Origin of the sequence: Enterobacter cloacae complex sp. IR5459, from assembly GCF_049238005.1 — a bacterium.
GTDB classification, from domain to species: domain Bacteria; phylum Pseudomonadota; class Gammaproteobacteria; order Enterobacterales; family Enterobacteriaceae; genus Enterobacter; species Enterobacter hormaechei_C.
Window position 1 is genome coordinate 74,437 of the sequence record NZ_JBMKIG010000009.1, and the last position, 24,058, is coordinate 98,494.

At 57.0% G+C, this 24,058-nt stretch carries 20 protein-coding genes; 11 read left to right on the top strand and 9 right to left on the bottom strand.

From position 1 onward, the window contains the following. Window positions 1–31 precede the first annotated feature (31 nt). The 3 genes from ACOTX4_RS18385 to ACOTX4_RS18395 form a co-directional block, all read right to left on the bottom strand. A complete protein-coding gene (locus ACOTX4_RS18385) occupies window positions 32–997 on the bottom strand; it encodes a DMT family transporter (protein ID WP_047054035.1) in 966 nt (321 codons plus the stop codon). 75 nt (window positions 998–1,072) lie between these two features. Then, window positions 1,073–1,897, bottom strand: coding sequence for an AraC family transcriptional regulator (locus ACOTX4_RS18390; protein ID WP_023315272.1), 825 nt, complete (start codon window positions 1,895–1,897; stop codon window positions 1,073–1,075). Window positions 1,898–1,978: 81 nt separating this feature from the next. Further along, window positions 1,979–2,827: an SDR family oxidoreductase gene (locus ACOTX4_RS18395; protein WP_022650267.1), complete on the bottom strand. Its 849-nt coding sequence runs from the start codon at window positions 2,825–2,827 to the stop codon at window positions 1,979–1,981. Between the two features lie 84 nt (window positions 2,828–2,911). Here ACOTX4_RS18395 and ACOTX4_RS18400 point away from each other — a divergent pair, with 84 nt between their 5' ends. Beyond that, window positions 2,912–3,298, top strand: a complete 387-nt coding sequence (locus ACOTX4_RS18400; RefSeq protein WP_063938074.1) for a winged helix-turn-helix transcriptional regulator — start codon at window positions 2,912–2,914, stop codon at window positions 3,296–3,298. 93 nt (window positions 3,299–3,391) lie between these two features. Here the strand turns inward: ACOTX4_RS18400 and ACOTX4_RS18405 are convergent, their stop codons facing one another. Continuing rightward, window positions 3,392–5,335: a bifunctional 2',3'-cyclic-nucleotide 2'-phosphodiesterase/3'-nucleotidase gene (locus ACOTX4_RS18405; protein WP_045330809.1), complete on the bottom strand. Its 1,944-nt coding sequence runs from the start codon at window positions 5,333–5,335 to the stop codon at window positions 3,392–3,394. Between the two features lie 190 nt (window positions 5,336–5,525). Here ACOTX4_RS18405 and cysQ point away from each other — a divergent pair, with 190 nt between their 5' ends. Then, on the top strand, window positions 5,526–6,266 hold the full coding sequence (cysQ, locus tag ACOTX4_RS18410) for a 3'(2'),5'-bisphosphate nucleotidase CysQ (RefSeq protein WP_045330807.1): 741 nt from the start codon (window positions 5,526–5,528) through the stop codon (window positions 6,264–6,266). Here cysQ and ACOTX4_RS18415 read toward each other — a convergent pair. Next, window positions 6,260–6,817, bottom strand: coding sequence for a YtfJ family protein (locus ACOTX4_RS18415; protein WP_022650270.1), 558 nt, complete (start codon window positions 6,815–6,817; stop codon window positions 6,260–6,262). The genes cysQ and ACOTX4_RS18415 overlap by 7 nt on opposite strands. 324 nt (window positions 6,818–7,141) lie before the next feature. Between ACOTX4_RS18415 and ACOTX4_RS18420 the strand changes: the two genes are divergently transcribed. Further along, window positions 7,142–7,348, top strand: coding sequence for a DUF1107 domain-containing protein (locus tag ACOTX4_RS18420; RefSeq protein WP_003856054.1), 207 nt, complete (start codon window positions 7,142–7,144; stop codon window positions 7,346–7,348). Between the two features lie 76 nt (window positions 7,349–7,424). Here ACOTX4_RS18420 and ACOTX4_RS18425 read toward each other — a convergent pair whose 3' ends face one another. Together ACOTX4_RS18425 and msrA are read right to left on the bottom strand one after the other, a co-directional pair. Next, the gene (locus tag ACOTX4_RS18425) at window positions 7,425–8,762 is read right to left on the bottom strand and encodes a hemolysin family protein (RefSeq protein ID WP_022650272.1); all 1,338 of its coding nucleotides are present in this window, start codon (window positions 8,760–8,762) and stop codon (window positions 7,425–7,427) included. A gap of 211 nt (window positions 8,763–8,973) precedes the next feature. Next, complete coding sequence (gene msrA / locus ACOTX4_RS18430; RefSeq protein WP_003856057.1) at window positions 8,974–9,615, bottom strand: peptide-methionine (S)-S-oxide reductase MsrA; 642 nt, start codon at window positions 9,613–9,615, stop codon at window positions 8,974–8,976. Window positions 9,616–9,839: 224 nt separating this feature from the next. Between msrA and tamA the strand changes: the two genes are divergently transcribed. From tamA to ACOTX4_RS18445, 3 genes are read left to right on the top strand one after another with little or no spacing between them, the layout of a single operon-like run. Next, complete coding sequence (gene tamA / locus ACOTX4_RS18435) at window positions 9,840–11,573, top strand: autotransporter assembly complex protein TamA (protein ID WP_421635411.1); 1,734 nt, start codon at window positions 9,840–9,842, stop codon at window positions 11,571–11,573. Beyond that, complete coding sequence (gene tamB / locus ACOTX4_RS18440; RefSeq protein WP_023315277.1) at window positions 11,570–15,346, top strand: autotransporter assembly complex protein TamB; 3,777 nt, start codon at window positions 11,570–11,572, stop codon at window positions 15,344–15,346. Before tamA ends, tamB begins: the two co-directional genes overlap by 4 nt. A 2-nt stretch (window positions 15,347–15,348) precedes the next feature. Beyond that, window positions 15,349–15,693 carry a gamma-glutamylcyclotransferase family protein gene (locus ACOTX4_RS18445; protein ID WP_017383925.1) on the top strand — a complete coding sequence of 115 codons (345 nt, stop codon included), beginning with the start codon at window positions 15,349–15,351 and terminating at the stop codon, window positions 15,691–15,693. 117 nt (window positions 15,694–15,810) lie between these two features. Here ACOTX4_RS18445 and ppa read toward each other — a convergent pair whose 3' ends face one another. Then, complete coding sequence (gene ppa, locus ACOTX4_RS18450; protein ID WP_006810347.1) at window positions 15,811–16,341, bottom strand: inorganic diphosphatase; 531 nt, start codon at window positions 16,339–16,341, stop codon at window positions 15,811–15,813. A 309-nt stretch (window positions 16,342–16,650) separates the two neighbouring features. Between ppa and ytfQ the strand changes: the two genes are divergently transcribed. The 5 genes from ytfQ to ACOTX4_RS18475 all read left to right on the top strand — a co-directional run bounded on the left by ytfQ (window position 16,651) and on the right by ACOTX4_RS18475 (window position 22,928). Then, window positions 16,651–17,607 (top strand): galactofuranose ABC transporter substrate-binding protein YtfQ, encoded by a 957-nt coding sequence (ytfQ, locus tag ACOTX4_RS18455; protein ID WP_017383924.1) that lies wholly within the window; start codon window positions 16,651–16,653, stop codon window positions 17,605–17,607. A 132-nt stretch (window positions 17,608–17,739) separates the two neighbouring features. Further along, window positions 17,740–19,242, top strand: coding sequence for a galactofuranose ABC transporter, ATP-binding protein YtfR (gene ytfR, locus ACOTX4_RS18460; protein ID WP_017383923.1), 1,503 nt, complete (start codon window positions 17,740–17,742; stop codon window positions 19,240–19,242). Window positions 19,243–19,252: 10 nt separating this feature from the next. Continuing rightward, entirely contained in the window at window positions 19,253–20,278 is a 1,026-nt protein-coding gene (gene ytfT, locus ACOTX4_RS18465; RefSeq protein WP_160863346.1) for a galactofuranose ABC transporter, ATP-binding protein YtfT, read from the top strand. Then, entirely contained in the window at window positions 20,265–21,266 is a 1,002-nt protein-coding gene (yjfF, locus tag ACOTX4_RS18470) for a galactofuranose ABC transporter, permease protein YjfF (protein ID WP_023302976.1), read from the top strand. Before ytfT ends, yjfF begins: the two co-directional genes overlap by 14 nt. Before the next feature lie 93 nt (window positions 21,267–21,359). After that, window positions 21,360–22,928 (top strand): methyl-accepting chemotaxis protein, encoded by a 1,569-nt coding sequence (locus tag ACOTX4_RS18475; protein ID WP_044704215.1) that lies wholly within the window; start codon window positions 21,360–21,362, stop codon window positions 22,926–22,928. 40 nt (window positions 22,929–22,968) lie between these two features. Here ACOTX4_RS18475 and fbp read toward each other — a convergent pair whose 3' ends face one another. Further along, entirely contained in the window at window positions 22,969–23,967 is a 999-nt protein-coding gene (gene fbp, locus ACOTX4_RS18480) for a class 1 fructose-bisphosphatase (protein ID WP_003856070.1), read from the bottom strand. Window positions 23,968–24,058 lie beyond the last annotated feature (91 nt).

Here is a 24,058-nt window from a genome sequence, read left to right on the forward strand (position 1 = left end):
CCTGCAAGCGAAGCGCCGCCGGGCGAAAAGCTCACCCCTCCGACGCCGGAACGACCATCGGTTTTTCCGGCTTCGCTCTCACCGCAATCACCACCCCAACGACCAGTAGCGCGATCCCGCAGGCCGTTAGCAACGGCGGCACGCTCTGGCGCATCAGGAAGGTATAGAGCAGCCCGGCCAGTGTCTCAAAGACAATCAGCGGCCCTAATATCACCGTCGGCAGCTTCTGGCTGGCAATGTTCCAGCACAGCGCGCCCACCCACGAACAGAGCACGGCAATGGCGACCATTAACCCGACGAATACCCACGGGCGCGGTCCGAGGGGCAGGGTAAATGCCGGTTGCTGGCTACCCAGCCAGACACACGCGCCCACATAGCCCAGCAACGAGACAGGGAGGGTGACCAGCGCCTGCGCCGTGGCCCACATCATCGGATGCTTATCCGGGTTTTCCCGCAGCCAGCGTGCGTTGCGCAGGGCATACCAGGCCCAACAGACAACCGAAATAAACGCCAGAAAGATCCCTGAACCGTAACGCCACAAGCTGAAGTTTTCGAGGCCGTGGCGAAGCTCGGCAATATTCACGCACACCAGCCCCACGGCAATGCAGACCAGCGCCGGCGCCATTTTTGACCACGCCAGTTTGCCGTCACGCTGGCTGTAAAGCAGGTTCGCGAAAACCGGGATGACCACCGGCAGCGTGCCGATAATCATGGTCGACACCGGCGCACCGGTGCGCTGAATGGCGCTCGCCAGACAGACGTAGTAGATCAGATTACCCATCATGGTCAGCGCCAGCGCGGTGAGCCAGTCCTGGCGGCCCAGCTGACGCAGACGCGTGCGCCCCAGCCACGCCAGCGGCACGGCAATCAGCCCCAGCGCCAGGTAACGTCCGGTCGACTGCAATATTGCCGGGTACTCCGGCACAATCAGCGGGCCGACAAAAATCAGCCCCCACATCAAACCCGCAAGCAGGGCATACAACACGCCGCTAATCATTTTTCCATCCATCTTGATTCACTTTGCGCTCAGTGTAGAAGGGCAAAACGGGCGCGTATTGTATGAGGTTGCGCATTAGCGCGGCATAACCTGTTTCTGGTAGCGCACGGGTGTGATGCCGTAGCGACGGGTGAAGGCGCGGGTCAGGTGCGACTGATCGGTCAGCCCGGTCGCGGCGGCCACCTCGGCGGCAGGCATGCCATGGGTGAGGAATGCTTTGGCGCGCCACAGCCGGATGGCCATCAGCATCTGGTGGGGCGTAACGTGGAAATGGGCTTTGAACTGGCGCTGAAAATGGTACGGGCTGAGCGAGACAACGTTAGCCAGCTCGTCCAGGGTCAGCGAGCGCATATAGTTGTCGTGCAGGTAGTCGCGAACGCGTTCGAAGCGGTGCGTGGCCTCCTGCACCACCGGCGCATGGTGGGCCAGCGGCTGAAAAGTCTGAATCAAATCCAGTAGCAGCCCCTTCTGCGCCAGCGGATCGTCCGTGTGCCACAGGCCATAAATCAACTGGCCTATCTGTTGCGAGCGCAGCGGATCGTGACGCGTGACGTCGCTAAACCACCAGTGACGCAGGCCAGTGACCTCTTCCAGCAGGTCGGGTTCGATGTAGACCATCCGGTAGCGCCAGCCGCCTTCAGTGGCGGATTCCCCGGTGTGGATCTCGTCCGGGTTCATGGTCACGACGGATTTTTCCGCGGCAAGATGCTGGGTACCGCGATAGCGGAAGCGTTCGGCACCGGTTTCGATGGTGCCGATACCGAAGGCTTCATGAGTGTGCGGCTCGAAGGCGTAGTCAGAGATATGGGCGTGATAAAGCTCCAGGCCCGGCAGCTGCGCCAGATGGCGAAAGCGCGCGCTGTCTCTCTCATCAGTGAACTGTTCCGGTACGCCTTGCACGGTGAGCCTCCTTGTGGGTCATCGCTTCATTATCAGAGATGACCCGAGGGGACGCCACAAAAAATAACCAATTTTTAACAACTACAGGATGGCTTTGACGCTTTCCGCCAGCGGTGTGGTTGGGCGGCCAATGAGCTTGCTCAGGGTATGGCTGTCGTCGAACAGGCCGCCTTTGGACGCGCCGGTGTCGGAGTCCGCCAGCATTTCCGCCAGCCCGGCAGGCAGACCAACGCCCTTCAGCGCAGCGGCGAAATCGGCTTCGCTGAGGTTCTGATACGTTACCGGCTTACCGCTCTGCTTGCTCAGTTCCGCAGCCAGTTCGCTCAGCGTCCAGGCATTATCACCCGCCAGTTCATACACCTTGCCGGCATGACCCTCTTCAGAAATCACTTTCGCTGCCGCCGCCGCGTAATCCGCACGGGTCGCAGAGGCAATTTTGCCTTCGCCTGCGGCCCCCATAAACACGCCGTGTTCCAGCGCTGGCGGCGCGCTTGCCAGGTAGTTTTCGGTGTACCAGCCGTTGCGCAGCAGGGCGTAAGGCACGCCGGAGGCCGCCAAGGCATTTTCGGTTTCGACGTGCTCAACGTGCAGACCCAGCGGGGATTTGTCAGCATGCAGCAGGCTGGTATAGGCGATGAATTTCACCCCGGCGGCTTTGGCGGCGTTTATCACGTTCTGGTGCTGTACGGCGCGCTGGCCCACTTCGCTGGAGGAGATGAGCAGTAGTTTATCCACGCCGTTCAGTGCGGTGGTAAATGCGGCTTCATCGGTGTAATCCGCCTGACGCACAACGACCCCTTGCTGACGCAACGCTTCGGCTTTCGCCAGGTTACGCACAATAGCCACGATCTGGCTGGCCGGAACGGTTTTCAGCAGTTCTTCAATAACGTGTTGGCCAAGCTGGCCGGTTGCGCCGGTAATCGCGATCATGATGAATCTCCTTCGTGTTTGTCTGGTGTTGTGGCACACTATCACCATAACTAACTTTTAGTAAGTACGTACAAAAAGGTAAGTATGAAAACAACAATACCAACGCTCAGCGAGCAAATGCGCGATGGCAACCTCTTTGCGGAAGAGTGCCCGTCACGGGAGGTGCTCAAACACGTAACCAGCCGCTGGGGCGTGCTGATCCTGGTGGCGTTACGTCAGGGGACGCATCGCTTCAGCGATCTGCGCCGCAAGATGGGCGGCGTCAGCGAGAAGATGCTGGCTCAGTCTTTACAGGCGCTGGAGCATGACGGGTTTGTCGATCGCGTGTCGTATCCGGTCGTGCCGCCGCATGTGGAGTATAGCCTGACGCCGCTGGGGCGGGAGGTAAGCGAGAAGGTGGCCGCGCTGGCCGACTGGATTGAGGTCAATACGCCGCAGGTGATGGCGAATAGGGACGAGCGTGCGGCATGAAATGCCGGGTGGCGCTTGCGCTTACCCGGCCTACGGGATCGAGGATTGCGGGTAGGCCGGGTAAGGCGAAGCCGCCACCCGGCACAATCATCGCTACCTGCTCAAATCCACCTGATAAATCGCGAACCCAATATCATCCGTCGCGACCTTTTGCATCGGATACTGCGCCTTATCCTTGATAAACGCGGCTGCTTTATCGGACGGAGATGTCTCAAAGCGAATATCCAGCTTAGTGTCGCTGTGGATCGGTGCCAGACGCCAGTTGTTATCCACCGCCGGATGAATTTCACCCGCCTTTTTCGACTCCGCGCTGATCCACGCCGCCAGCACCGAACGGTTCTCATCCGGTGAGGCAAAGGCGATATGGCTGTCACCCGTACCGGCAAACTTGCCGCCATAGGCGCGGTAGTTGTTGGTCACCACCAGGAAAGTGGCATTAGGATCAATCGCTTTGCCGTTGAAGGTCAGGTTTTTGATGCGTTCTGCCTGCGGATTAATGGCCTGACATTCGCCGTCATATTTCGCGGGCTGGGTAACGTCAATCTGATAATCCACGCCGTCGATCACGTCGAAGTTGTAGGTGCGGAAACCGTCCCAGTTAATCAGCGACTGCGGTTTGCTGCTGTGCGGATCGATCTGGTTGAACTGTCCGGCAGAGCACTCCAGCCACTCCTTCACCTCTTTCCCGGTGGCTTTCACCACCACGAGTGTGTTGGGATAGAGGTAGAGATCGGCGGCATTACGGAAGGTCAGCTGGCCTTTTTCCACCTCAACGTAGCTGGCCGGATCGTTCTTACGTCCGCCCACTTTGAATGGCGCCGCGGCAGACAGTACCGGCAGATTTGCCAGATCCGGATCGCCCTGAATATAGTGCTCCGCATAGGCTTTCTGCGCCATGTTGACTACCTGCACGGTCGGGTCATCCTGTACCAGCGCGAGGAAGCTGTACATTTTATCAGCCGATTTACCGATCGGCTTGCTGACAAATTCACGCGTCGCGTCGTGGTCATGCTTCAGGACGTCGACCAGCTTTTTATCTTCCCCTGCCAGAGATTTTTTGGCCGCAGCGTCGTAGATCGGACGCGCTTCCGCTTTCGACTGCGTGACTTTCCAGCTTCCGCTGTCGTTATTCAGCACCAGATCCACCACGCCAAGGTGGTCACCCCACATGCCCGGCATCACCGATGGCACACCGTTGAGCGTCCCTTTTTCGATGTCCGCGCCTTTGATATCAGCGAAATCTTTGCCCGGGAAGACGGCATGGGCGTGACCAAACAGGATCGCATCCACGCCCGGCACCTGGCTGAGATAGTACACGGAGTTCTCAGCCATCACCTGATACGGGTCGGCCGAGAGGCCGGAGTGGGCCACGACGACCACCACATCCGCCCCTTTCGCCCGCATCTCCGGCACGTATTTGCGCGCGGTTTCGGTAATGTCGTTGACGGTTACTTTCCCGTCGAGGTTGGCTTTATCCCACGTCATGATCTGCGGCGGTACAAAACCGATATAGCCGATTTTCAGCGTCTGTTTTTTACCGTCCTGGTCGACAACCTCGGTCTCTTTAATCAGATAAGGGGTGAAGAGCGGCTTCTTCGTCTTAACGTCGATGATATTGGCGTTAACGTACGGGAATTTTGCCCCTGCCAGCGCGTCGTGCAGGTATTTCAGACCGTAGTTAAATTCGTGGTTGCCCAGGTTGCCAACCGCATAATCCAGGGTGTTCATCGCTTTATAGACAGGGTGGATCTCGCCTTTTTTCAGCCCCTTCGCCGCCATGTAGTCGCCGAGCGGGCTGCCCTGAATTAAGTCCCCGTTATCGACCAGCACGCTGTTTTTCACTTCACCGCGGGCGGCGTTGATCAAACTTGCCGTGCGTACCAGTCCGAATTTTTCCGTAGGGGTATCTTTGTAGTAATCGAAGTCCATCATATTGCTGTGCAGATCGGTGGTTTCCAGAATACGGAGATCCACCGTCGCTGCCTGAACGCTTGCCGCAATCAGCGTTGCCAGGAGCGTTGCGCTAAACTTAATCATTTGAGGAGTCCTTTTTTCGATCCAAGCCACAAAAGAATATGTATGTAGTATTTGTTGCTTACAGAAGTGTGAATGCTGCCAGAAAAAAGGGCGCTGAAACCAGAATTGCTTCACAGATAGCGGAATTGTTCACATTACGATATAACTAAAACAATAAGTTATGCCCACTGCGTTAACGAAGAGGTGGAGAATGTTAGATAAAATTTGTCAGCTCGCACGGGATGCGGGTGATGCCATTATGCAGGTGTACGACGGTGCGAAACCGATGGATGTTGTCAGCAAAGCGGATGACTCCCCGGTGACGGCGGCGGATATCGCGGCGCATGCGGTGATCCTGAAAGGTTTGCAGGCCCTGACGCCGGATATTCCGGTCCTTTCTGAAGAAGCGCCCCAGAGCTGGGATGAACGTCAGCACTGGCAGCGTTACTGGCTTGTCGACCCGCTGGACGGCACGAAAGAGTTTATCAAGCGTAACGGTGAATTCACCGTCAACATCGCTCTGATTGAAAACGGGAAAGCGGCACTGGGCGTGGTTTATGCCCCGGTGATGAAGGTGATGTACAGCGCGGCGGAAGGTAAAGCCTGGAAGGAAGAGTGCGGCGTGCGTAAGCAGATCCAGGTGCGTGATGCCCGTCCTCCGCTGGTGGTGATCAGCCGCTCGCACAGTGACAGCGAGCTGGAGGAGTATCTGCAACAGCTGGGTGAACACCAGACGACGTCGATTGGCTCGTCGCTGAAGTTCTGTCTGGTGGCGGAAGGGCAGGCGCAGCTGTACCCACGTTTCGGGCCGACGAACGTCTGGGATACGGCGGCAGGGCATGCGGTGGCGGCGGCCGCTGGCGCGCATGTGCATGACTGGCAGGGTAAGCCACTGGACTACACCCCGCGCGAGTCATTCCTGAATCCGGGCTTCCGGGTGTCACTTTACTGAGTCAGCAGCTTATGCAGCAGGGCAACCACCTGCTGCACCTCATCCTGCGTCAGCGCGCCGTCTTTAACCCACTCTACGCGACCGTTTTTGTCCAGCACGACAATCGCTGAACTCTCCTCTTCCAGCTGCCACGCCTTACGCGTCACGCCGTTGCTGTCGACAATAAACTGCGACCAGGGATAGAGCTTCTTATTGCTCTCAAGGCTTGAGCGCACAAACATGCCGGAGCCGGGAATGGCGTCGTCGGTGTTCACGATGGTGGTGGTCTGGTAGCGATCGTGCGGGAGTTTTGCGGCCTTGATCGCCTCCACGAGGGTAGCGTTTTTCTCTTTAGCGGATGTACGTCCGGCAATATGTTGTACAACTCTCACTTTGCCCGCAAGCTGCGCGCTATTCCAGGCTTTATAGCTAAACTTATCATTGTCGAGAATCAATTCTCCCCGGTCAGCAATCCCGACCGGCGGGACACGTTGTCCTTTTTCAATGTTGTGTGCGGAAGCCATCAGCGGCAGCAACAGGCAAGCTGCTGCCAGGAGGTTACGTAGGGTCATGGTGTTTCCTTATTGTTAGCAGGTGATCCGACCACTTGGTCATGCGCTTTTAATCATAAGTGCGATCAATAGGCTTTTCCCGCAATCCCGATGCCAGTTTGCGGGCGAACGCACATATCTATGCAAAAACGACGGCATATACTGCGCTGTATCACGCTTTGCAAAGATTATTCTGAATAATTGTAATCAAACGGTAAATAAACTTATGCACACTGGGTAAGTACGAGGTTCTGGTCTATAGTCATTGGGCATCAAAATTTGCGCTCAGGACAGTCGGGCCGATTGTGGCACCGCAAGAGCGTATGATTCGCAGGAGATACAAGAATGAAAATTTTCCAACGCTACAACCCGCTTCAGGTGGCGAAGTACGTGAAGATCCTGTTCCGTGGACGGCTGTACATCAAGGATGTTGGCGCTTTTGAGTTCGATAAGGGCAAAATCCTTATCCCGAAAGTGAAGGACAAACAGCACTTGTCTGTGATGTCCGAAGTCAACCGTCAGGTTATGCGTCTGCAAACTGAGATGGCTTAACCAACGTGCTATGCAGTAGTTGTTAAAAAGACGGCTCCCGATGGGAGCCGTTGATGTTTGTAGGGCATACAAAGGATTACGCCGACACCTTCTCTTCCGCATCCGGCAGTTTCGGCACCAGCACGGTCGGTTTGCTATCAATACGCGTTACCAGCAGCTGATCGATGCGGTAGTTATCAATATCCACCACTTCAAACTTGAAGCCGGAGAACTTCACTGAGTCGGTACGTTTCGGGATTTTACGCAGCATAAACATCATAAAGCCGCCGATGGTCTCGTAGTTTCCGGACTGCGGGAACTCGTCGATGTCGAGCACGCGCATGACGTCTTCAATCGGCGTACCGCCATCGATGAGCCATGAATTTTCGTCACGCTGAACAATCTGCTCTTCCAGCCCCTGGCCGACCAGGTCGCCCATCAGGGTCGTCATAACGTCGTTGAGGGTGATAATGCCCACCACCAGCGCGTATTCGTTCATGATCACCGCGAAGTCTTCCCCGGCGGTTTTGAAACTTTCCAGCGCTTCGGAGAGCGTCAGGGTGTCCGGCACAATCAGGGTGTTGCGGATCTGCACGCCGCTGTTCAGCGCCAGGCTCTGGTTTGCCAGCACGCGGTTCAGCAGGTCTTTGGAGTCCACATAGCCGATGATATGGTCGATATCTTCGTTACAGACCAGGAACTTGGAATGTGGATGCTGCGCCACTTTGGTCTTCAGGCTCTGCTCGTCTTCATGCAGATCGAACCAGATGATGTTTTCACGGCCGGTCATGGAGGACGGCACGGTACGGGATTCCAGTTCGAAAACGTTCTCAATCAGCTCGTGCTCCTGCTTGCGCAGCACGCCTGCCAGCGCCCCGGCTTCCACCACGGCATAAATATCATCGGAGGTGATGTCGTCTTTACGCACCATCGGCAGCTTGAAGATGCGGAAAATGACGTTCGCCAGGCCGTTAAAGAACCACACCAGCGGACGGAAGACATAAAGGCAGAAGCGCATCGGGTTGATGATACGCAAAGCCACAGCTTCTGGCGCAATCATACCGATGCGTTTCGGGGTCAGGTCCGCGAATAAAATGAACAAGCCGGTCACCAGGGAGAAGGAGAGGATGAAGCTCAACTGCTCGGCCAGCTCTACGGACATGTACTTAACAAAGAGGCCATAAAACGCCGGAGAAAACGCTGCATCGCCCACGATACCGCCAAGAATGGCGACCGCGTTCAGGCCAATCTGCACCACGGTAAAGAACATGCCGGGGTTTTCCTGCATTTTCAGAATGCGTGATGCGTTGATGTTGCCCTCGTCGGCAAGCAGCTTCAGTTTGATTTTACGGGAGGCAGCCAGCGAGATCTCCGATATCGAGAAAAATGCACTGACGGCAATAAGACAAAGTATTACTAAAATACTGTTTAACATAGTTTATCCGGCTTCTCGCCAGATCCTCAGAAGGGGAGTTGATACCATTCGTGTGAAGACACATTGAAGTCAGCTCGTAGCGTTGAGCCGATTATTTCAGCGGTAGTATAGCGTAAAGACGTGTAAACCTGCCAGAGGTCACGTTTTCGGCAAAAAGTGGCCGGAGGGAGAGGCTGTGCGCCACGCGGCTCGCGTGGCGCTGAAGCCGTAATCAGTCCTGTTGTGGAGGCAGACAGACGCCGATGCCGCCAATGCCGCAGTAGCCGTACGGATTTTTATGCAGGTACTGCTGGTGGTCGTCTTCGGCATAGTAGAACGGTTTCGCGGTAGCGATTTCCGTCGTGACCTGACGTTTATCACCGGCCGCCTGCATCGCTTCCTGGAAACGCGTCAGGCTGGCGTGGGCCGCGGCCTCCTGCTCTGGGGTGAGCGGGTAGATGGCCGAACGGTATTGGGTGCCGTGATCGTTACCCTGACGCATGCCCTGCGCCGGGTCATGGTTTTCCCAGAACACCTGGAGCAGCTGTTCATAGCTAATGACGCTCGGGTCATACACCACACGCACCGCTTCAGCATGACCGGTCTCACCGGAACAGACTTCGCGGTAGGTTGGGTTAGGCGTATATCCTCCGGTGTAGCCCGCAGCGGTGCTGTACACGCCCGGCAGTTGCCAGAACAGGCGTTCTACGCCCCAGAAGCAGCCCATGGCAAACAGGGCGATCTCCATTCCATCAGGAACGTTTGTCATTGAATGGTTGTTTACGGCGTGTAATGTCGCCACTGGCATAGGGGTGTTGCGTCCCGGTAACGCATCGGCTTGTGATACCAGATGCTTTTTATCAAATAAACTCACGGTGGGGCCTCCGGGGTAGCGTTGTTTCGGTTAAGGTTGTCACGAAGCGTTTAATTGAACACAATAAATGCGATGAATGAGTCTAGATTTAATCATAAGAAATATTTGGGTGTTACACCCTTTTTCAACCCGTAATTTGGGTTTTTGGCTTTCAGGCCGTATTTTGCCGCGGAGCGGCACTGCATTTGCTTCCAGGGTGGAAACAGGGATATTCAGGAGAAAACGTGACAAAGATCCGCCAGTTATGTTTAGTCAGCTTACTGCTGACCAGCGGGATTGCCAGCGCGGCGAATGTCCGTTTGCAGGTTGAGGGGTTATCCGGGGCGCTGGAAAAAAACGTGCGTGCGCAGCTTTCTACTATCCAGAGCGATGAGGTCACGCCGGATCGGCGTTTTCGCGCGCGCGTGGATGACGCCATTCGCGAAGGCTTAAAGGCGTTGGGGTACTACGAACCCACCATCGATTTCGATTTACGCCCGCCGCCGGCAAAAGGACGTCAGGTGTTGATTGCCCGCGTCTCGCCGGGCGAACCCGTCCTGATTGGCGGCACGAACGTGGTGCTGCGCGGCGGCGCGCGCACGGATCGTGACTACCTGGATCTGCTCAGCACCCGTCCGAAAGTGGGCACTGTGCTCAATCACGGGGATTACGATCGTTTTAAAAAATCATTAACCAGCGTTTCGCTGCGCAAAGGCTACTTCGACAGCCAGTTCATCAAAAGCCAGCTAGGCGTTGCGCTTGAGCGACGTCAGGCATTCTGGGATATCGATTACGACAGCGGCGAGCGCTACCGGTTTGGCGATGTGACCTTCGAAGGATCGCAAATCCGTGATGAGTATCTGCAAAACCTGGTGCCGTTTAAAAAGGGCGACTACTACCAGTCCAGCGACCTGGGCGAGCTGAACCGTCGTTTGTCCGCGACGGGCTGGTTTAACTCCGTGGTGGTAGCGCCGGAATTTGATAAATCCCGTAAAACGAAAGTGTTACCGCTGCATGGCGTGGTCTCTCCGCGCACCGAAAACACCATTGAGACCGGTGTCGGCTACTCCACGGACGTCGGCCCGCGCGTGAAAGCCTCGTGGAAAAAACCGTGGATGAACTCCTACGGCCACAGCCTGACCACCAGCGTGAGCCTGTCTGCGCCTGAACAGCAGCTGGACTTCAGCTATAAAATGCCGCTGCTGAAAAATCCGCTTGAGCAATACTACCTCGTGCAGGGCGGCTTTAAGCGTACCGATTTGAACGATACCGAGCAGGACTCGACGACGCTTGCGGTATCACGCTTCTGGGATCTCTCCAGCGGCTGGCAGCGCGCCATTAACCTGCGCTGGAGCCTCGACCACTTTACCCAGGCAAACGTTACCAACACCACCATGCTGCTTTATCCGGGCGTGATGATCAGCCGTACCCGCTCGCGCGGTGGCCTGATGCCGACCTGGGGCGACTCTCAGCGCTACTCCATCGATTACTCCAACACTGCGTGGGGCTCCGACGTAGACTTCTCCGTCTTTCAGGCGCAAAACGTCTGGATCCGCACGCTGTACGACAAACACCGCTTTGTGATGCGCGGTAATCTCGGCTGGATCGAAACCGGTGATTTCGAACGCGTCCCGCCGGATCTGCGCTTCTTCGCCGGGGGCGACCGCAGCATTCGCGGGTATAAGTACAAATCGATCTCACCTGAAAACGACAAAGGCCAGTTGACCGGGGCGTCAAAACTGGCGACCGGCTCGCTGGAGTACCAGTACAACGTCAGCGGCAAGTGGTGGGGGGCGATGTTCGTTGACGGCGGTGAAGCGGTGAACGATATCCGCCGCAGCGATTTCAAAACCGGCGCGGGCGTAGGCGTGCGCTGGCAGTCACCGGTCGGGCCAATCAAGCTCGATTTCGCCGTTCCGGTGGGCGACAAAGACGAACACGGTTTACAGTTTTACATCGGTCTGGGGCCTGAATTATGAGTTTATGGAAGAAGATAAGCCTCGGGGTGCTGATTTTTATCGTATTACTGCTCGGTACGGTGGCGTTTCTGGTGGGCACCACCACGGGCCTGCATCTGCTGTTTAACGCCGCGAACCGCTGGGTGCCGGGGCTGGAAATCGGCCAGGTGACGGGCGGCTGGCGCGATCTGCGCCTGAAAAATATCCGTTACGAACAGCCCGGCGTGGCGGTGAACGCGGGCGAGTTTCATCTGGCGGTCAAGCTCGGCTGCCTGCGTGACAGCCAGCTGTGCGTAAACGATCTGTCGCTAAAAGACGTTAACGTGGCGATAGATTCCAAAAAAATGCCGAAGTCTGAGCCTGTCGAAGAAGAGGACAGCGGCCCGCTGAATCTCTCCACGCCGTACCCGATTGCGCTCTACCGGGTTGCGCTGGATAACGTCAATATCAAAATCGACGATACGACGGTATCCGTGATGGATTTCACCTCCGGTCTGCGCTGGCAGGAGAAAAACCTCACCCTGACCCCAACCTCCCTGCAAGGGCTGCTGATTGCGCTGCCGAAGGTGGCCGACGTGGCGCAGGAAGAGATCGTCGAGCCGAAGATCCAGAACCCGCAGCCGGAAGAAAAACCGCTGGGCGAAACGCTGAAAGATCTCTTCTCGAAACCGGTTCTGCCGGAGATGACCGACGTGCATCTGCCGCTGAACCTCAATATCGAAGAGTTTAAGGGCGAGCAGCTGCGTCTGACGGGTGATACCGATCTGACAGTCTTCAACATGCTGCTTAAAGTCAGCAGTATCGACGGCAACATGAAGCTCGACGCGCTGGATATCGACTCCAGTCAGGGCTCGGTGAACGCCTCAGGCAATGCGCTGCTGCGCGACAACTGGCCGGTTGATATTACGCTGAACAGCGCCCTGAACATCGATCCGCTGAAGGGCGAAAAGGTGAAGGTGAAGGTCGGCGGCGCGCTGCGTGAGAAGCTGGAGTTCGGCGTGAACCTTTCCGGACCGGTGGATATGGTGCTGCGCGGGCAAACCCAGCTGGCAGAGGCCGGTTTACCGCTCAACCTTGAGGTTGTCAGCAAGCAGCTTTACTGGCCGTTCACCGGCGAAAAACAGTTCCAGGCTGACGATCTGAAGCTGAAGCTGAGTGGCAAAATGACCGACTACACGCTGTCGTTCCGCACGGCAGTGAAGGGGCAGGGGGTACCGCCCGCCGATATCACCCTGGATGCGAAGGGTAACGAGTTGCAGGTTAACCTCGACAAGCTGACCGTGGCGGCGCTGGAAGGAAAAACAGAGCTGACCGCGCTGCTCGACTGGCAGCAGGCGATCAGCTGGCGCGGCGAGCTGAAGCTGACCGGGATCAACACCGCTAAAGAGGTCCCGGACTGGCCGTCAAAACTGGATGGCCTGATCAAAACCCGCGGTAGCCTGTACGGCGGCACCTGGCAGATGGACGTGCCGGAACTCAAGCTCACCGGCAACGTGAAGCAGAACAAAGTCAACGTAGAGGGCTCGCTTAAGGGCAACAGCTATCTCCAGTGGGTGATCCCGGGCCTGCACGTGGCGCTGGGCCGCAACACGGCAGATATCAAAGGCGAGCTGGGGGTGAAAGATCTCGATCTGGATGCCACCATCGACGCGCCAAATCTCGATAACGCCCTGCCGGGTCTTGGCGGCACGGCGAAGGGGTTAGTGAAGGTTCGCGGTACGGTGGAGGCGCCGCAGCTGCTGGCGGACATTACCGCTAATAACCTGCGCTGGCAGGAACTTTCCATTGCCCGCGTGCGCGTCGAAGGGGACGTGAAATCCACCGATCAGATCGGCGGAAACCTGGACCTGCGCGTGGAGCGTATCTCCCAGCCGGACGTGAACATCAGTCTGGTCACGCTGGCGGCAAAAGGTAACGAAAAGCAGCACGATCTCCAGCTGCGCGTGCAGGGTGAGCCGGTCTCCGGGCAGCTGCACCTGACGGGCAGTTTTGACCGCCAGGCAACGCGCTGGAAGGGCGTACTGGATAACACCCGCTTCAGCACGCCGGTCGGCCCGCTGGTGCTGTCCCGATCCATCGCGCTGGACTACCGCAATGCGGAGCAAAAGTTAAGCATTGGGCCACACTGCTGGACCAACCCGAATGCTGAGCTGTGCGTGCCGCAGACCATTGATGCGGGCGCGGAAGGACGCGCGCAGATCAACCTCAACCGTTTCGACCTCGCGATGCTGAAACCGTTTATGCCGGAAACCACCCAGGCCAGCGGGGTCTTCAGCGGTAAAGCGGACGTCGCGTGGGACACCACCAAAGAGGGGCTGCCGCAGGGCAGCGTTACGCTCTCCGGGCGTAACGTGAAGGTGACGCAGGAGGTCAATGACGCGCCGCTGCCGGTAGCGTTCGACACCCTGAATGTGAACGCTGACCTGCGTAACAATCGTGCTGAACTGGGATGGCTGATCCGCCTGACCAACAACGGTCAGTTTGACGGACAGGTGCAAATTACCGATCCGCAAGGGCGGCGCAATCTCGGCGGCAACGTCAATATTCGCAACTTCAACCTGGCGATGGTGAATCCGATCTTCTCGCGGGGAGAAAAGGCGGCGGGGATGCTCAGCGCCAACCTGCGTCTGGCGGGGGATGCGCAAAGCCCGCAGCTGTTTGGCCAGATGCGGTTAAACGGCGTGGACATTGACGGTAACTTTATGCCGTTCGATATGCAGCCAAGCCAGCTGACGATGAACTTTAACGGCCAAAGCTCAACCCTCAGTGGCTCAGTACTGACGCAGCAGGGACAAATCAACCTGAGCGGTGACGCAGACTGGAGCCAGCTCGACAACTGGCGCGCCCGTATTGCGGCCAAGGGCAGCAGGGTGCGTATCACGGTACCGCCGATGGTGCGCCTGGACGTGTCGCCAGACGTGGTCTTTGAGGCAACGCCGAGTCTCTTCACCCTGGACGGCCGTGTTGACGTACCGTGGGCGCGCATCGTGGTTCACGAAGTGCCGGAAAGCGCGGTTGGCGTCTCCAGTGATGAAGTTATGCTCAATGAAAATCTGAAACCTGTTGAACAGAAGAGCGCTGGCATACCGATCAATAGTAATCTTATCGTGCACGTGGGGAATAACGTGCGTTTGGACGCGTTTGGGCTGAAGGCGAGACTCACGGGTGACCTGAAAGTGGCGCAGGATCAACAGGGGCTTGGCCTCAATGGACAAATCAATATTCCTGAAGGGCGCTTCCATGCCTACGGTCAGGATTTGATTGTGCGTAAAGGCGAGCTGCTGTTCTCCGGTCCACCGGATCAGCCGGTACTCAATATCGAAGCGATACGTAACCCGGAAGCCACCGAAGATGATGTGATTGCGGGCGTGCGCGTGACGGGCTCCGCCGATGAACCTAAGGCAGAGATCTTCTCTGACCCGGCCATGTCGCAACAGGAAGCGCTCTCTTACCTGCTGCGCGGCCAGGGTCTGGATAGCCAACAGGGCGATGGTGCGGCAATGACATCAATGTTAGTCGGTCTGGGGGTTGCACAAAGTGGTCAGGTTGTGGGTAAAATCGGCGAGACGTTTGGCGTAAGCAATCTGGCGCTGGACACTCAGGGCGTGGGTGACTCTTCGCAGGTAGTGGTCAGCGGCTATGTACTGCCGGGTCTACAGGTAAAATATGGCGTGGGGATCTTTGACTCACTGGCTACACTCACGTTACGTTATCGCCTGATGCCTAAGCTATATCTGGAAGCAGTGTCCGGCGTAGACCAGGCACTTGATCTGCTCTATCAGTTTGAGTTTTAGCAATGCGAATATTTGTTTACGGCAGTTTACGAACCAGGCAAGGCAACAGCCACTGGATGACCAACGCCCAGTTGCTGGGAAATTACACAATCGAAAACTACCAGTTGTACAGTCTGGGCCACTATCCAGGCGCAGTTCCGGGGAACGGAACGGTACAGGGTGAGGTTTATCGTATTGATAATGCCACGCTGGCCGAACTTGATGCCTTGCGCACCAGGGGCGGTGAATACGCTCGCCAGTTGATCCAGACGCCTTACGGCAGTGCATGGATGTACGTGTACCAACGTTCGGTCGACGGGTTAACGCTGATTGAAAGCGGTAACTGGTTAGACAGAGACCAGTTCTGAAAAACGACAACGCCACCGTAAGGTGGCGTTGTTTTTTTGCGCCCATTCGCACGGGTTACCGGGATCGAAAGGCACAAAAAAGCCCCGACGCGCGGGGCTTAGTATCAGCAGTAAGAATTACTTCTTAGCAGCACGCTCGAAAGAGGCGATGATTTCTGCTTTCGCCGCTTCTGCGTTATCCCAGCCTTCAACTTTAACCCATTTGCCTTTTTCGAGATCTTTGTAGTGCTCGAAGAAGTGGGCGATCTGCGCTTTCAGCAGCTCTGGCAGGTCGTTCACATCTTTAATGTGATCGTACTCTTTGCTCAGCTTGGTGTGCGGTACGGCAACCAGTTTCGCATCTTCACCCGCTTCGTCAGTCATTTTCAGCACGCCAACAGGACGGCAGCGAATGACGGAGCCTGGCTGCAATGGGTACGGCGTCGGGACCAGTACGTCAACCGGGTCACCGTCCAGAGACAGAGTGTGGTTGATGTAGCCGTAGTTGCACGGATAGAACATGGCGGTAGACATGAAACGGTCAACGAACAGCGCACCGGTGTCTTTGTCGATTTCGTATTTGATTGGATCTGCGTTGGCCGGGATTTCGATCACAACGTAGATGTCTTCTGGCAGTTCTTTACCCGCAGGGACGTTGAGTAAGCTCATGTCGGTGTCCTTTAAAATGGATGGTAAACAAGTGGCAGGTATTATAGCCAACTGGCGCTGAAAGTCTCCGCCTGTTTTCGACTTCTCTCCCTCGCGCCTTCACTTTTCAGACCGTTTCCATGACAGGATAATCCATAAACTCAGTCGCATTTTAAATGTTGAAATGAAAGCGATTACAAACTTGTGATTAACGTTTTATTCACTTTTCTGAAGTGTGATGTAACGCAATCCGTAACATATTCCATTGGCTATAGTTCATCCGCGGAACATCTTTTAACCAACAATAACCTACCCTACGAGGACGTTCATATGTGGAAGCGCTTACTTCTTGTTACAGCAGTTTCGGCAGCCATGTCGTCTATGGCGATGGCCGCACCTTTAACCGTGGGATTTTCGCAGGTCGGATCTGAATCCGGCTGGCGCGCCGCTGAAACCAATGTGGCGAAAAGTGAGGCCGAAAAGCGCGGTATTACGCTGAAAATCGCCGATGGTCAGCAAAAGCAAGAGAACCAGATTAAAGCGGTACGCTCTTTTATCGCTCAGGGCGTGGATGCCATCTTTATTGCCCCGGTTGTCGCTACGGGCTGGGAGCCGGTGCTGAAGGAAGCCAAAGATGCTGAAATTCCGGTCTTCCTGCTCGACCGTTCCATCGACGTAAAAGACAAATCTCTCTATATGACCACCGTCACCGCCGATAACGTGCTGGAAGGCAAACTGATTGGTGACTGGCTGGTGAAGCAGGTGGATGGCAAGCCGTGTAACGTGGTTGAGTTGCAGGGCACCGTCGGAGCGAGCGTGGCTATCGACCGTAAGAAAGGTTTCGCGGAGGCCATCGCCAAAGCACCAAACATCAAAATCATCCGTTCTCAGTCCGGCGACTTCACCCGCAGCAAGGGTAAAGAGGTCATGGAAAGCTTCATCAAGGCAGAAAATAACGGCAAAAATATTTGCATGGTTTACGCCCACAACGACGACATGGTGATCGGCGCCATCCAGGCCATCAAAGAAGCGGGCCTGAAGCCGGGCAAAGATATCCTCACCGGCTCGATCGACGGCGTACCGGACATCTACAAAGCGATGATTGACGGCGAAGCGAACGCCAGCGTGGAGCTGACGCCAAATATGGCGGGCCCGGCATTCGATGCGCTGGAGAAATTCAAGAAAGACGGCACCCAGCCTGAGAAGTTGACCATCACCAAATCCACGCTCTACCTGCCGGACACGGCGAAAGAAGAGTTAGAGAAGAAGAAAAATATGGGCTACTAAGCCCTCGCCCCCTCACCCTAGCCCTCTCCCCGGAGGGGAGAGGGAAAAGGGCGGGTTGGGCAGAAAATTAAAGATGGGCACGACATAGTCCCCTCTCCCCTCCGGGGAGAGGGTCAGGGTGAGGGGGAAACCATGACCACCGAACAACACCAGGAAATCCTTCGCACAGAGGGCCTGAGTAAATTTTTCCCTGGCGTTAAGGCGCTGGATAACGTTGATTTCAGCCTGCGGCGGGGGGAGATCATGGCGTTGCTCGGCGAAAACGGGGCGGGGAAGTCGACGCTGATTAAAACCCTGACCGGGGTCTATCACGCCGATCGCGGCGCTATCTGGCTGGAAGGTAACGCCATTTCGCCCAAAAACACCGCGCATGCGCAGCAACTGGGGATCGGCACGGTCTACCAGGAAGTGAACCTGCTGCCAAACATGTCGGTAGCGGACAACCTGTTTATTGGCCGCGAGCCCAGACGTTTTGGCCTGCTGCGCCGCAAAGAGATGGAAGCGCGCGCCGCGAAGCTGATGGAATCGTATGGCTTCTCTCTCGACGTGCGCGAACCGCTGAACCGTTTCTCCGTGGCGATGCAGCAGATCGTGGCGATCTGTCGCGCTATCGATCTCTCGGCGAAAGTGCTGATCCTCGATGAACCCACCGCCAGCCTCGATACCCAGGAAGTGGAGATGCTTTTTACCCTGATGCGCCAGCTGCGTAATCAGGGTGTTAGCCTGATTTTCGTGACGCATTTCCTCGATCAGGTTTACGAGGTGAGCGACCGTATAACGGTGCTGCGCAACGGCAGCTTTGTCGGCTGCCGGGAAACGCGCGAGCTGCCGCAGATAGAGCTGGTCAAAATGATGCTGGGCCGCGAGCTGGAGACCAACGCGCTTCAGCGCGCGGGGCGTACGCTGCTGAGCGAAAAACCGATCGCCGCGTTTCACGATTACGGCAGAAAAGGGACCATCGCGCCGTTTAACCTCGAGGTACGCCCCGGTGAAATTGTGGGACTGGCGGGTCTGTTAGGCTCCGGGCGCACCGAAACCGCCGAAGTCATCTTCGGGATCAAACCTGCCGACAGCGGAACGGCGCTGATCAAAGGCAAACCACAAACGCTACGTTCACCGCATCAGGCGTCGTGCCTCGGCGTGGGCTTCTGCCCGGAGGACAGGAAAACGGACGGTATTATTGCCGCCGCCTCGGTGCGGGAAAACATCATTCTGGCGCTACAGGCCCAGCGCGGCTGGCTGCGTCCGATCCCTAAGCGCGAGCAGAACGCGATTGCCGAGCGCTTCATCCGCCAGCTCGGTATACGTACCCCGAGCGCGGAACAGCCCATCGAGTTCCTCTCGGGCGGTAATCAGCAGAAGGTGTTGCTCTCGCGCTGGCTGCTCACCAAGCCGCAATTCCTGATCCTCGACGAGCCCACGCGCGGTATCGACGTGGGCGCGCACGCCGAAATCATCCGGCTTATCGAAACGCTCTGCGCCGACGGTCTGGCGCTGCTGGTGATCTCGTCTGAGCTGGAGGAGCTGGTCGGCTATGCCGATCGCGTCATCATCATGCGCGATCGCAGGCAGGTGGCAGAGATCCCGCTGGATAAACTGTCGGTTCCGGCGATCATGAATGCCATCGCGGCGTAAGGAGTCAAATGTGATGTCCCGTTCTCTTTCGCAAACTGGCGAAGCGAAGCGCCGCTTCAGCTGGCCGACCGGCACGCCGCAAATCGTGGCGCTGCTGCTGGTGCTGCTGGTGGATAGCCTGGTGGCTCCGCATTTTTTCCAGATCGTCGTGCAGGATGGCCGGCTGTTTGGTAGCCCGATCGACATCTTAAATCGTGCCGCGCCCGTGGCGCTGCTGGCGATTGGTATGACGCTGGTCATTGCCACTGGCGGGATCGACCTCTCCGTCGGTGCGGTAATGGCGATTGCGGGCGCCACCGCCGCCTCGATGACCGTCGCCGGGCACAGCCTGCCGGTGGTTCTGCTGGCCGCGCTGGGCTCCGGCGTGCTAGCCGGGCTATGGAACGGCATTCTGGTCGCGGTGCTCAAGATCCAGCCGTTTGTCGCGACGTTGATTTTGATGGTGGCCGGGCGCGGTGTGGCGCAGCTTATCACCTCCGGTCAAATCGTCACCTTTAACTCCCCGAGCCTGGCGTGGATCGGCAGCGGTAATTTTCTGTTCTTCCCGACGCCGGTGATCGTCGCGTTGGTGACGCTGGTGGTGTTCTGGCTTTTCACCCGCAAAACGGCGCTCGGGATGTTCATCGAAGCGGTGGGGATTAACATTCGGGCCGCGAAAAACGCCGGGGTAAATACGCGGCTGATGGTGATGCTGACTTACGTGCTGAGCGGCGTCTGTGCTGCGATTGCCGGGGTGATCGTGGCCGCCGATATTCGCGGAGCGGATGCCAATAACGCCGGACTCTGGCTCGAGCTGGATGCGATCCTTGCGGTAGTTATCGGCGGTGGATCGCTGATGGGCGGACGTTTTAATCTGCTGCTCTCGGTGGTGGGGGCGTTGATTATTCAGGGTATGAATACCGGTATTTTGCTCTCCGGGTTCCAGCCGGAGCTGAATCAGGTCGTCAAAGCGGTCGTGGTGCTTATCGTGCTTATCGTGCAGTCGCCGCGCTTTATCACTCTCATTAAGGGGAACCGCGGTCATGATAAAACGTAATTTGCCGTTAATGATCACGCTGGGCGTGTTCGTGCTGGGGTACCTCTATTGCCTGACCCAGTTCCCGGGCTTCGCCTCCACGCGGGTGATTTGCAACATCCTGACCGACAATGCCTTTTTAGGCATTATCGCCGTCGGCATGACGTTTGTGATCCTCTCCGGCGGGATCGATCTCTCCGTTGGGTCGGTGATCGCCTTTACCGGCGTGTTTCTTGCCAAGGCGATTGGCTTTTGGGGCATTTCGCCGCTGCTGGCTTTTCCGCTGGTGCTGGTCATGGGCTGCGCGTTCGGCGCCTTTATGGGGCTTTTGATCGATGCGCTGAAAATCCCGGCCTTTATTATCACCCTCGCCGGGATGTTCTTCCTGCGCGGCGTGAGCTATCTGGTGTCGGAGGAGTCAATTCCCATTAACCACCCGATCTACGACACGCTCTCCAGCCTGGCGTGGAAAATCCCCGGCGGGGGGCGCCTGAGCGCAATGGGGCTGCTGATGCTGGGCGTGGTGGTGATCGGGATCTTCCTCGCCCACCGTACCCGGTTTGGTAACCAGGTTTATGCCATTGGCGGCAGCGCCACGTCCGCGAACCTGATGGGAATTTCCACGCGCAGCACGACTATCCGCATCTACATGCTTTCGACCGGGCTGGCCACGCTCGCGGGGATTGTATTCTCGGTTTATACCCAGGCAGGCTATGCGCTGGCGGGGGTGGGCGTTGAGCTGGACGCCATTGCCTCGGTGGTGATTGGCGGTACGCTGCTCAGCGGCGGGGTGGGGACGGTGCTCGGCACGCTGTTTGGCGTGGCGATCCAGGGGCTGATTCAGACCTATATCAACTTCGACGGCACGCTCAGCTCCTGGTGGACCAAAATCGCCATCGGCATTCTGCTGTTTATTTTTATCGCGCTCCAGCGCGGCCTGACGGTGCTGTGGGAGAACCGCCAGAGCTCGCCTGTTACCCGGGTGAATACCTCTGTAACAGGGCGATAACATGCTGAAATTGCTTAAACTCTAAACATTTTCCGGTAGCGGCCGATACTCTTTTTTTATGCCCAGAAATATCTCGCTACCGGAAATAACATCATGCTTAAAACGCTATCGATTCGTACCGGCTTGCTCTCTTTACTGGCCGTTATGACCCTTCTGCTGCTGATTGTCAGCGGCATCGGCATTTATGCCCTTACACAAAGTTCCGCTTCTCTCCAGCGCATCAATCATCTTCAGGGTGAACAGATGGTGCAGCTGAATGCCGGCTATACGCTGATCCTGCGCGCGCGTAACGAAGCGGGGCAGGCCGTCCGCATGATGGAGGTCGGCCTGCTGGACGATGCGGCCAGGGCGGTCAAAACCATTAACCAGGAAGTGGCGCTGGCACAGAAAACGCTGAAGGGCGTGATCGGCAGCGGCGTGGCGGATGAGCAGGGGCAAAAGCTGCTGGATAACGTCGCCGCGAGCCTGGCGGTGTACAACCAGCAGGGTATCAGCCCGATGCTGAAAGCCCTGAACGAGCAAAGCGCGGACAGCTATTACGATCTGCTGGAAAACAAGCTGGTCCCGGTGGCGAAGCAGTTTGATAACGATATGCAGGCGTTCCAGGCATGGAGCGAGGCGCGCGGCAAAGCGGAGGTGAGCGCCGTGCAGGCGAGTAAAACCCGCGTGCTGATCCTGATTATCGTCGCGGCGCTGCTGACGGCTGGCATTATCGTGCTGGCCTGGCTGGTTCTGCGCCATATGCTGCTCAAGCCGCTTTCAGCCTCGATTGCCCAGCTGGAACATGTGGCGGCCGGGGATTTAACCCATACCCTGAACGCGCCGGCGAGCCAGGAATTTAATCGCCTTAACGCGGCGATCGAAGGGATGCGCCAGTCGCTGATGGACTCCGTTCTGCGGGTGCGTGACGCCAGCTCGCAGATTGATACCGGCAGCCGCGAGCTGACGGCCGGGAATATGAACCTGGCTCAGCGCACGGAATCCACCGCCACCTCGCTGGAGCAGACGGCCGCCAGCATGGAAGAGATCACCGCCACGGTGAAACTTAACGCCGATAACGCCGAGCAGGCGCACCAGCTGGCGAAGTCGGTCTCCGATACCGCCGATCACGGCAGCGAAATGGTCTGCTATGTCATTGAGAAGATGCGCGACATCTCCGGCAGCTCGGCACGCATCGCCGATATCCTGAGCGTCATCGACGGCATTGCCTTCCAGACCAATATTCTGGCGCTGAACGCCTCCGTTGAAGCGGCGCGTGCGGGTGAGCAGGGGCGAGGTTTTGCGGTCGTGGCGGGTGAGGTGCGTAATCTCGCCAGCCGCAGTGCTGATGCGGCGAAAGAGATCCGCTCGCTTATCAGCGATTCGCAAACCCACGTGAACGAGGGCAGCGAGCTGGCGCAGCAGGCCGGTGAGACGATGGACGAGATCGCCACCGAAGTACTGCGTATGACCAAACTGATGCGTGAAATTGCGACGGCCTCTCAGGAGCAAAGCCGCGGTATTGAGCAGGTGAATATCGCCGTCAATCAGATGGATGAAACGGCGCAGCAAAATGCGGCGCTGGTCCAGCAATCATCTGCGGCAACACGTTCCCTGGAGGAGCAGTCTCGCGAGCTGATGGAAGCGATGGCCTCCTTCAAATTGACGACGCAAACGGCATGACGAAAAAAAGGGGAGCCTGACGGGCTCCCCTTTTCGTGCGTTACGCGTCCGGGAATTCGCGGATCATGCGTTCAACGTCATCCACCATATGGCGGTTGCCGACGAAGAACGAACGGCGCTGGTGCAGGCTTTCTGGCACGATATCCAGAATACGCTCTTTACCGTCGCTCGCCTTGCCGCCTGCCTGTTCGGCCAGGAATGCCATTGGGTTGCACTCGTACAGCAGACGCAGTTTTCCGTCCGGGTGGCTGGCGGTGCTTGGGTAGAGGTAAATACCGCCCTTCAGCAGGTTACGGTGGAAATCCGCCACCAGCGAGCCGATATAGCGTGAGGTGTACGGGCGCTGGGTGGCTTTATCCTCTTCCTGGCAGAATTTGATGTACTTCTTCACGCCGTTCGGGAATTTGATGTAGTTGCCTTCGTTGATGGAGTAGGTGTTACCCTTCTCCGGGAAGCGCATACGCTCCTGGCACAGGCAGAACACGCCCAGGGACGGATCGTAGGTAAAGGCGTGTACGCCGCAGCCGGTGGTGTACACCAGCATGGTGGACGAGCCATACACCACATAACCGGCAGCAACCTGTTTACTGCCCGGTTGCAGGAAGTCTTCTTCCGTCACCGGCGTGCCAACCGGCGTTACGCGACGGTAGATGGAGAAAATGGTACCGACAGAAACGTTAACGTCGATGTTGGAGGAGCCGTCCAGCGGATCCATCAGAACAACGTATTTCGCGTGTTCACACCCTTCGAATACGACGATCTCATCTTCTTCTTCAGAGGCGATACCCGCAACGATGTCGCGCGCGCGCAGTGCTGCTTTCAGTTTTTCATTGGCGAACAGGTCGAGTTTCTGCTGAACCTCACCCTGAACGTTCTCGGCACCGCTGGCACCCAGGATATCGACCAGACCGGCCTTGTTGATATCGCGGTGGATGATCTTAGCGCCCAGCTTTATTGCCGACAGCAAAGCAGTGAGCTCACCCGTAGCATGAGAGAACTCGTGCTGCTTTTCGACAATAAATTCACCTAACGTTTTCATAACACTTTCCCTGCATCTTATGTTGAGTAAAGCGGTTGATGTCCAACAATCTTAACAAACATTCAAATATTAGCGCAGAGGTGAATCGCGC

Excerpts from the sequence above, each read along its gene's own strand:
- ACOTX4_RS18475 (WP_044704215.1), top strand. The coding sequence starts at position 21,360 with ATGCTTAAAACGCTATCGATTCGTACCGGCTTGCTCTCTTTACTGGCC.
- cysQ (WP_045330807.1), top strand. The coding sequence starts at position 5,526 with ATGTTAGATAAAATTTGTCAGCTCGCACGGGATGCGGGTGATGCCATT.
- ACOTX4_RS18420 (WP_003856054.1), top strand. The coding sequence starts at position 7,142 with ATGAAAATTTTCCAACGCTACAACCCGCTTCAGGTGGCGAAGTACGTG.
- ACOTX4_RS18395 (WP_022650267.1), bottom strand. The coding sequence starts at position 2,827 with ATGATCGCGATTACCGGCGCAACCGGCCAGCTTGGCCAACACGTTATT.
- ACOTX4_RS18445 (WP_017383925.1), top strand. The coding sequence starts at position 15,349 with ATGCGAATATTTGTTTACGGCAGTTTACGAACCAGGCAAGGCAACAGC.
- ACOTX4_RS18385 (WP_047054035.1), bottom strand. The coding sequence starts at position 997 with ATGATTAGCGGCGTGTTGTATGCCCTGCTTGCGGGTTTGATGTGGGGG.
- tamB (WP_023315277.1), top strand. The coding sequence starts at position 11,570 with ATGAGTTTATGGAAGAAGATAAGCCTCGGGGTGCTGATTTTTATCGTA.
- fbp (WP_003856070.1), bottom strand. The coding sequence starts at position 23,967 with ATGAAAACGTTAGGTGAATTTATTGTCGAAAAGCAGCACGAGTTCTCT.
- yjfF (WP_023302976.1), top strand. The coding sequence starts at position 20,265 with ATGATAAAACGTAATTTGCCGTTAATGATCACGCTGGGCGTGTTCGTG.
- ACOTX4_RS18425 (WP_022650272.1), bottom strand. The coding sequence starts at position 8,762 with ATGTTAAACAGTATTTTAGTAATACTTTGTCTTATTGCCGTCAGTGCA.
- ACOTX4_RS18405 (WP_045330809.1), bottom strand. The coding sequence starts at position 5,335 with ATGATTAAGTTTAGCGCAACGCTCCTGGCAACGCTGATTGCGGCAAGC.
- ACOTX4_RS18400 (WP_063938074.1), top strand. The coding sequence starts at position 2,912 with ATGAAAACAACAATACCAACGCTCAGCGAGCAAATGCGCGATGGCAAC.
- ppa (WP_006810347.1), bottom strand. The coding sequence starts at position 16,341 with ATGAGCTTACTCAACGTCCCTGCGGGTAAAGAACTGCCAGAAGACATC.
- ACOTX4_RS18415 (WP_022650270.1), bottom strand. The coding sequence starts at position 6,817 with ATGACCCTACGTAACCTCCTGGCAGCAGCTTGCCTGTTGCTGCCGCTG.
- ytfR (WP_017383923.1), top strand. The coding sequence starts at position 17,740 with ATGACCACCGAACAACACCAGGAAATCCTTCGCACAGAGGGCCTGAGT.
- ytfQ (WP_017383924.1), top strand. The coding sequence starts at position 16,651 with ATGTGGAAGCGCTTACTTCTTGTTACAGCAGTTTCGGCAGCCATGTCG.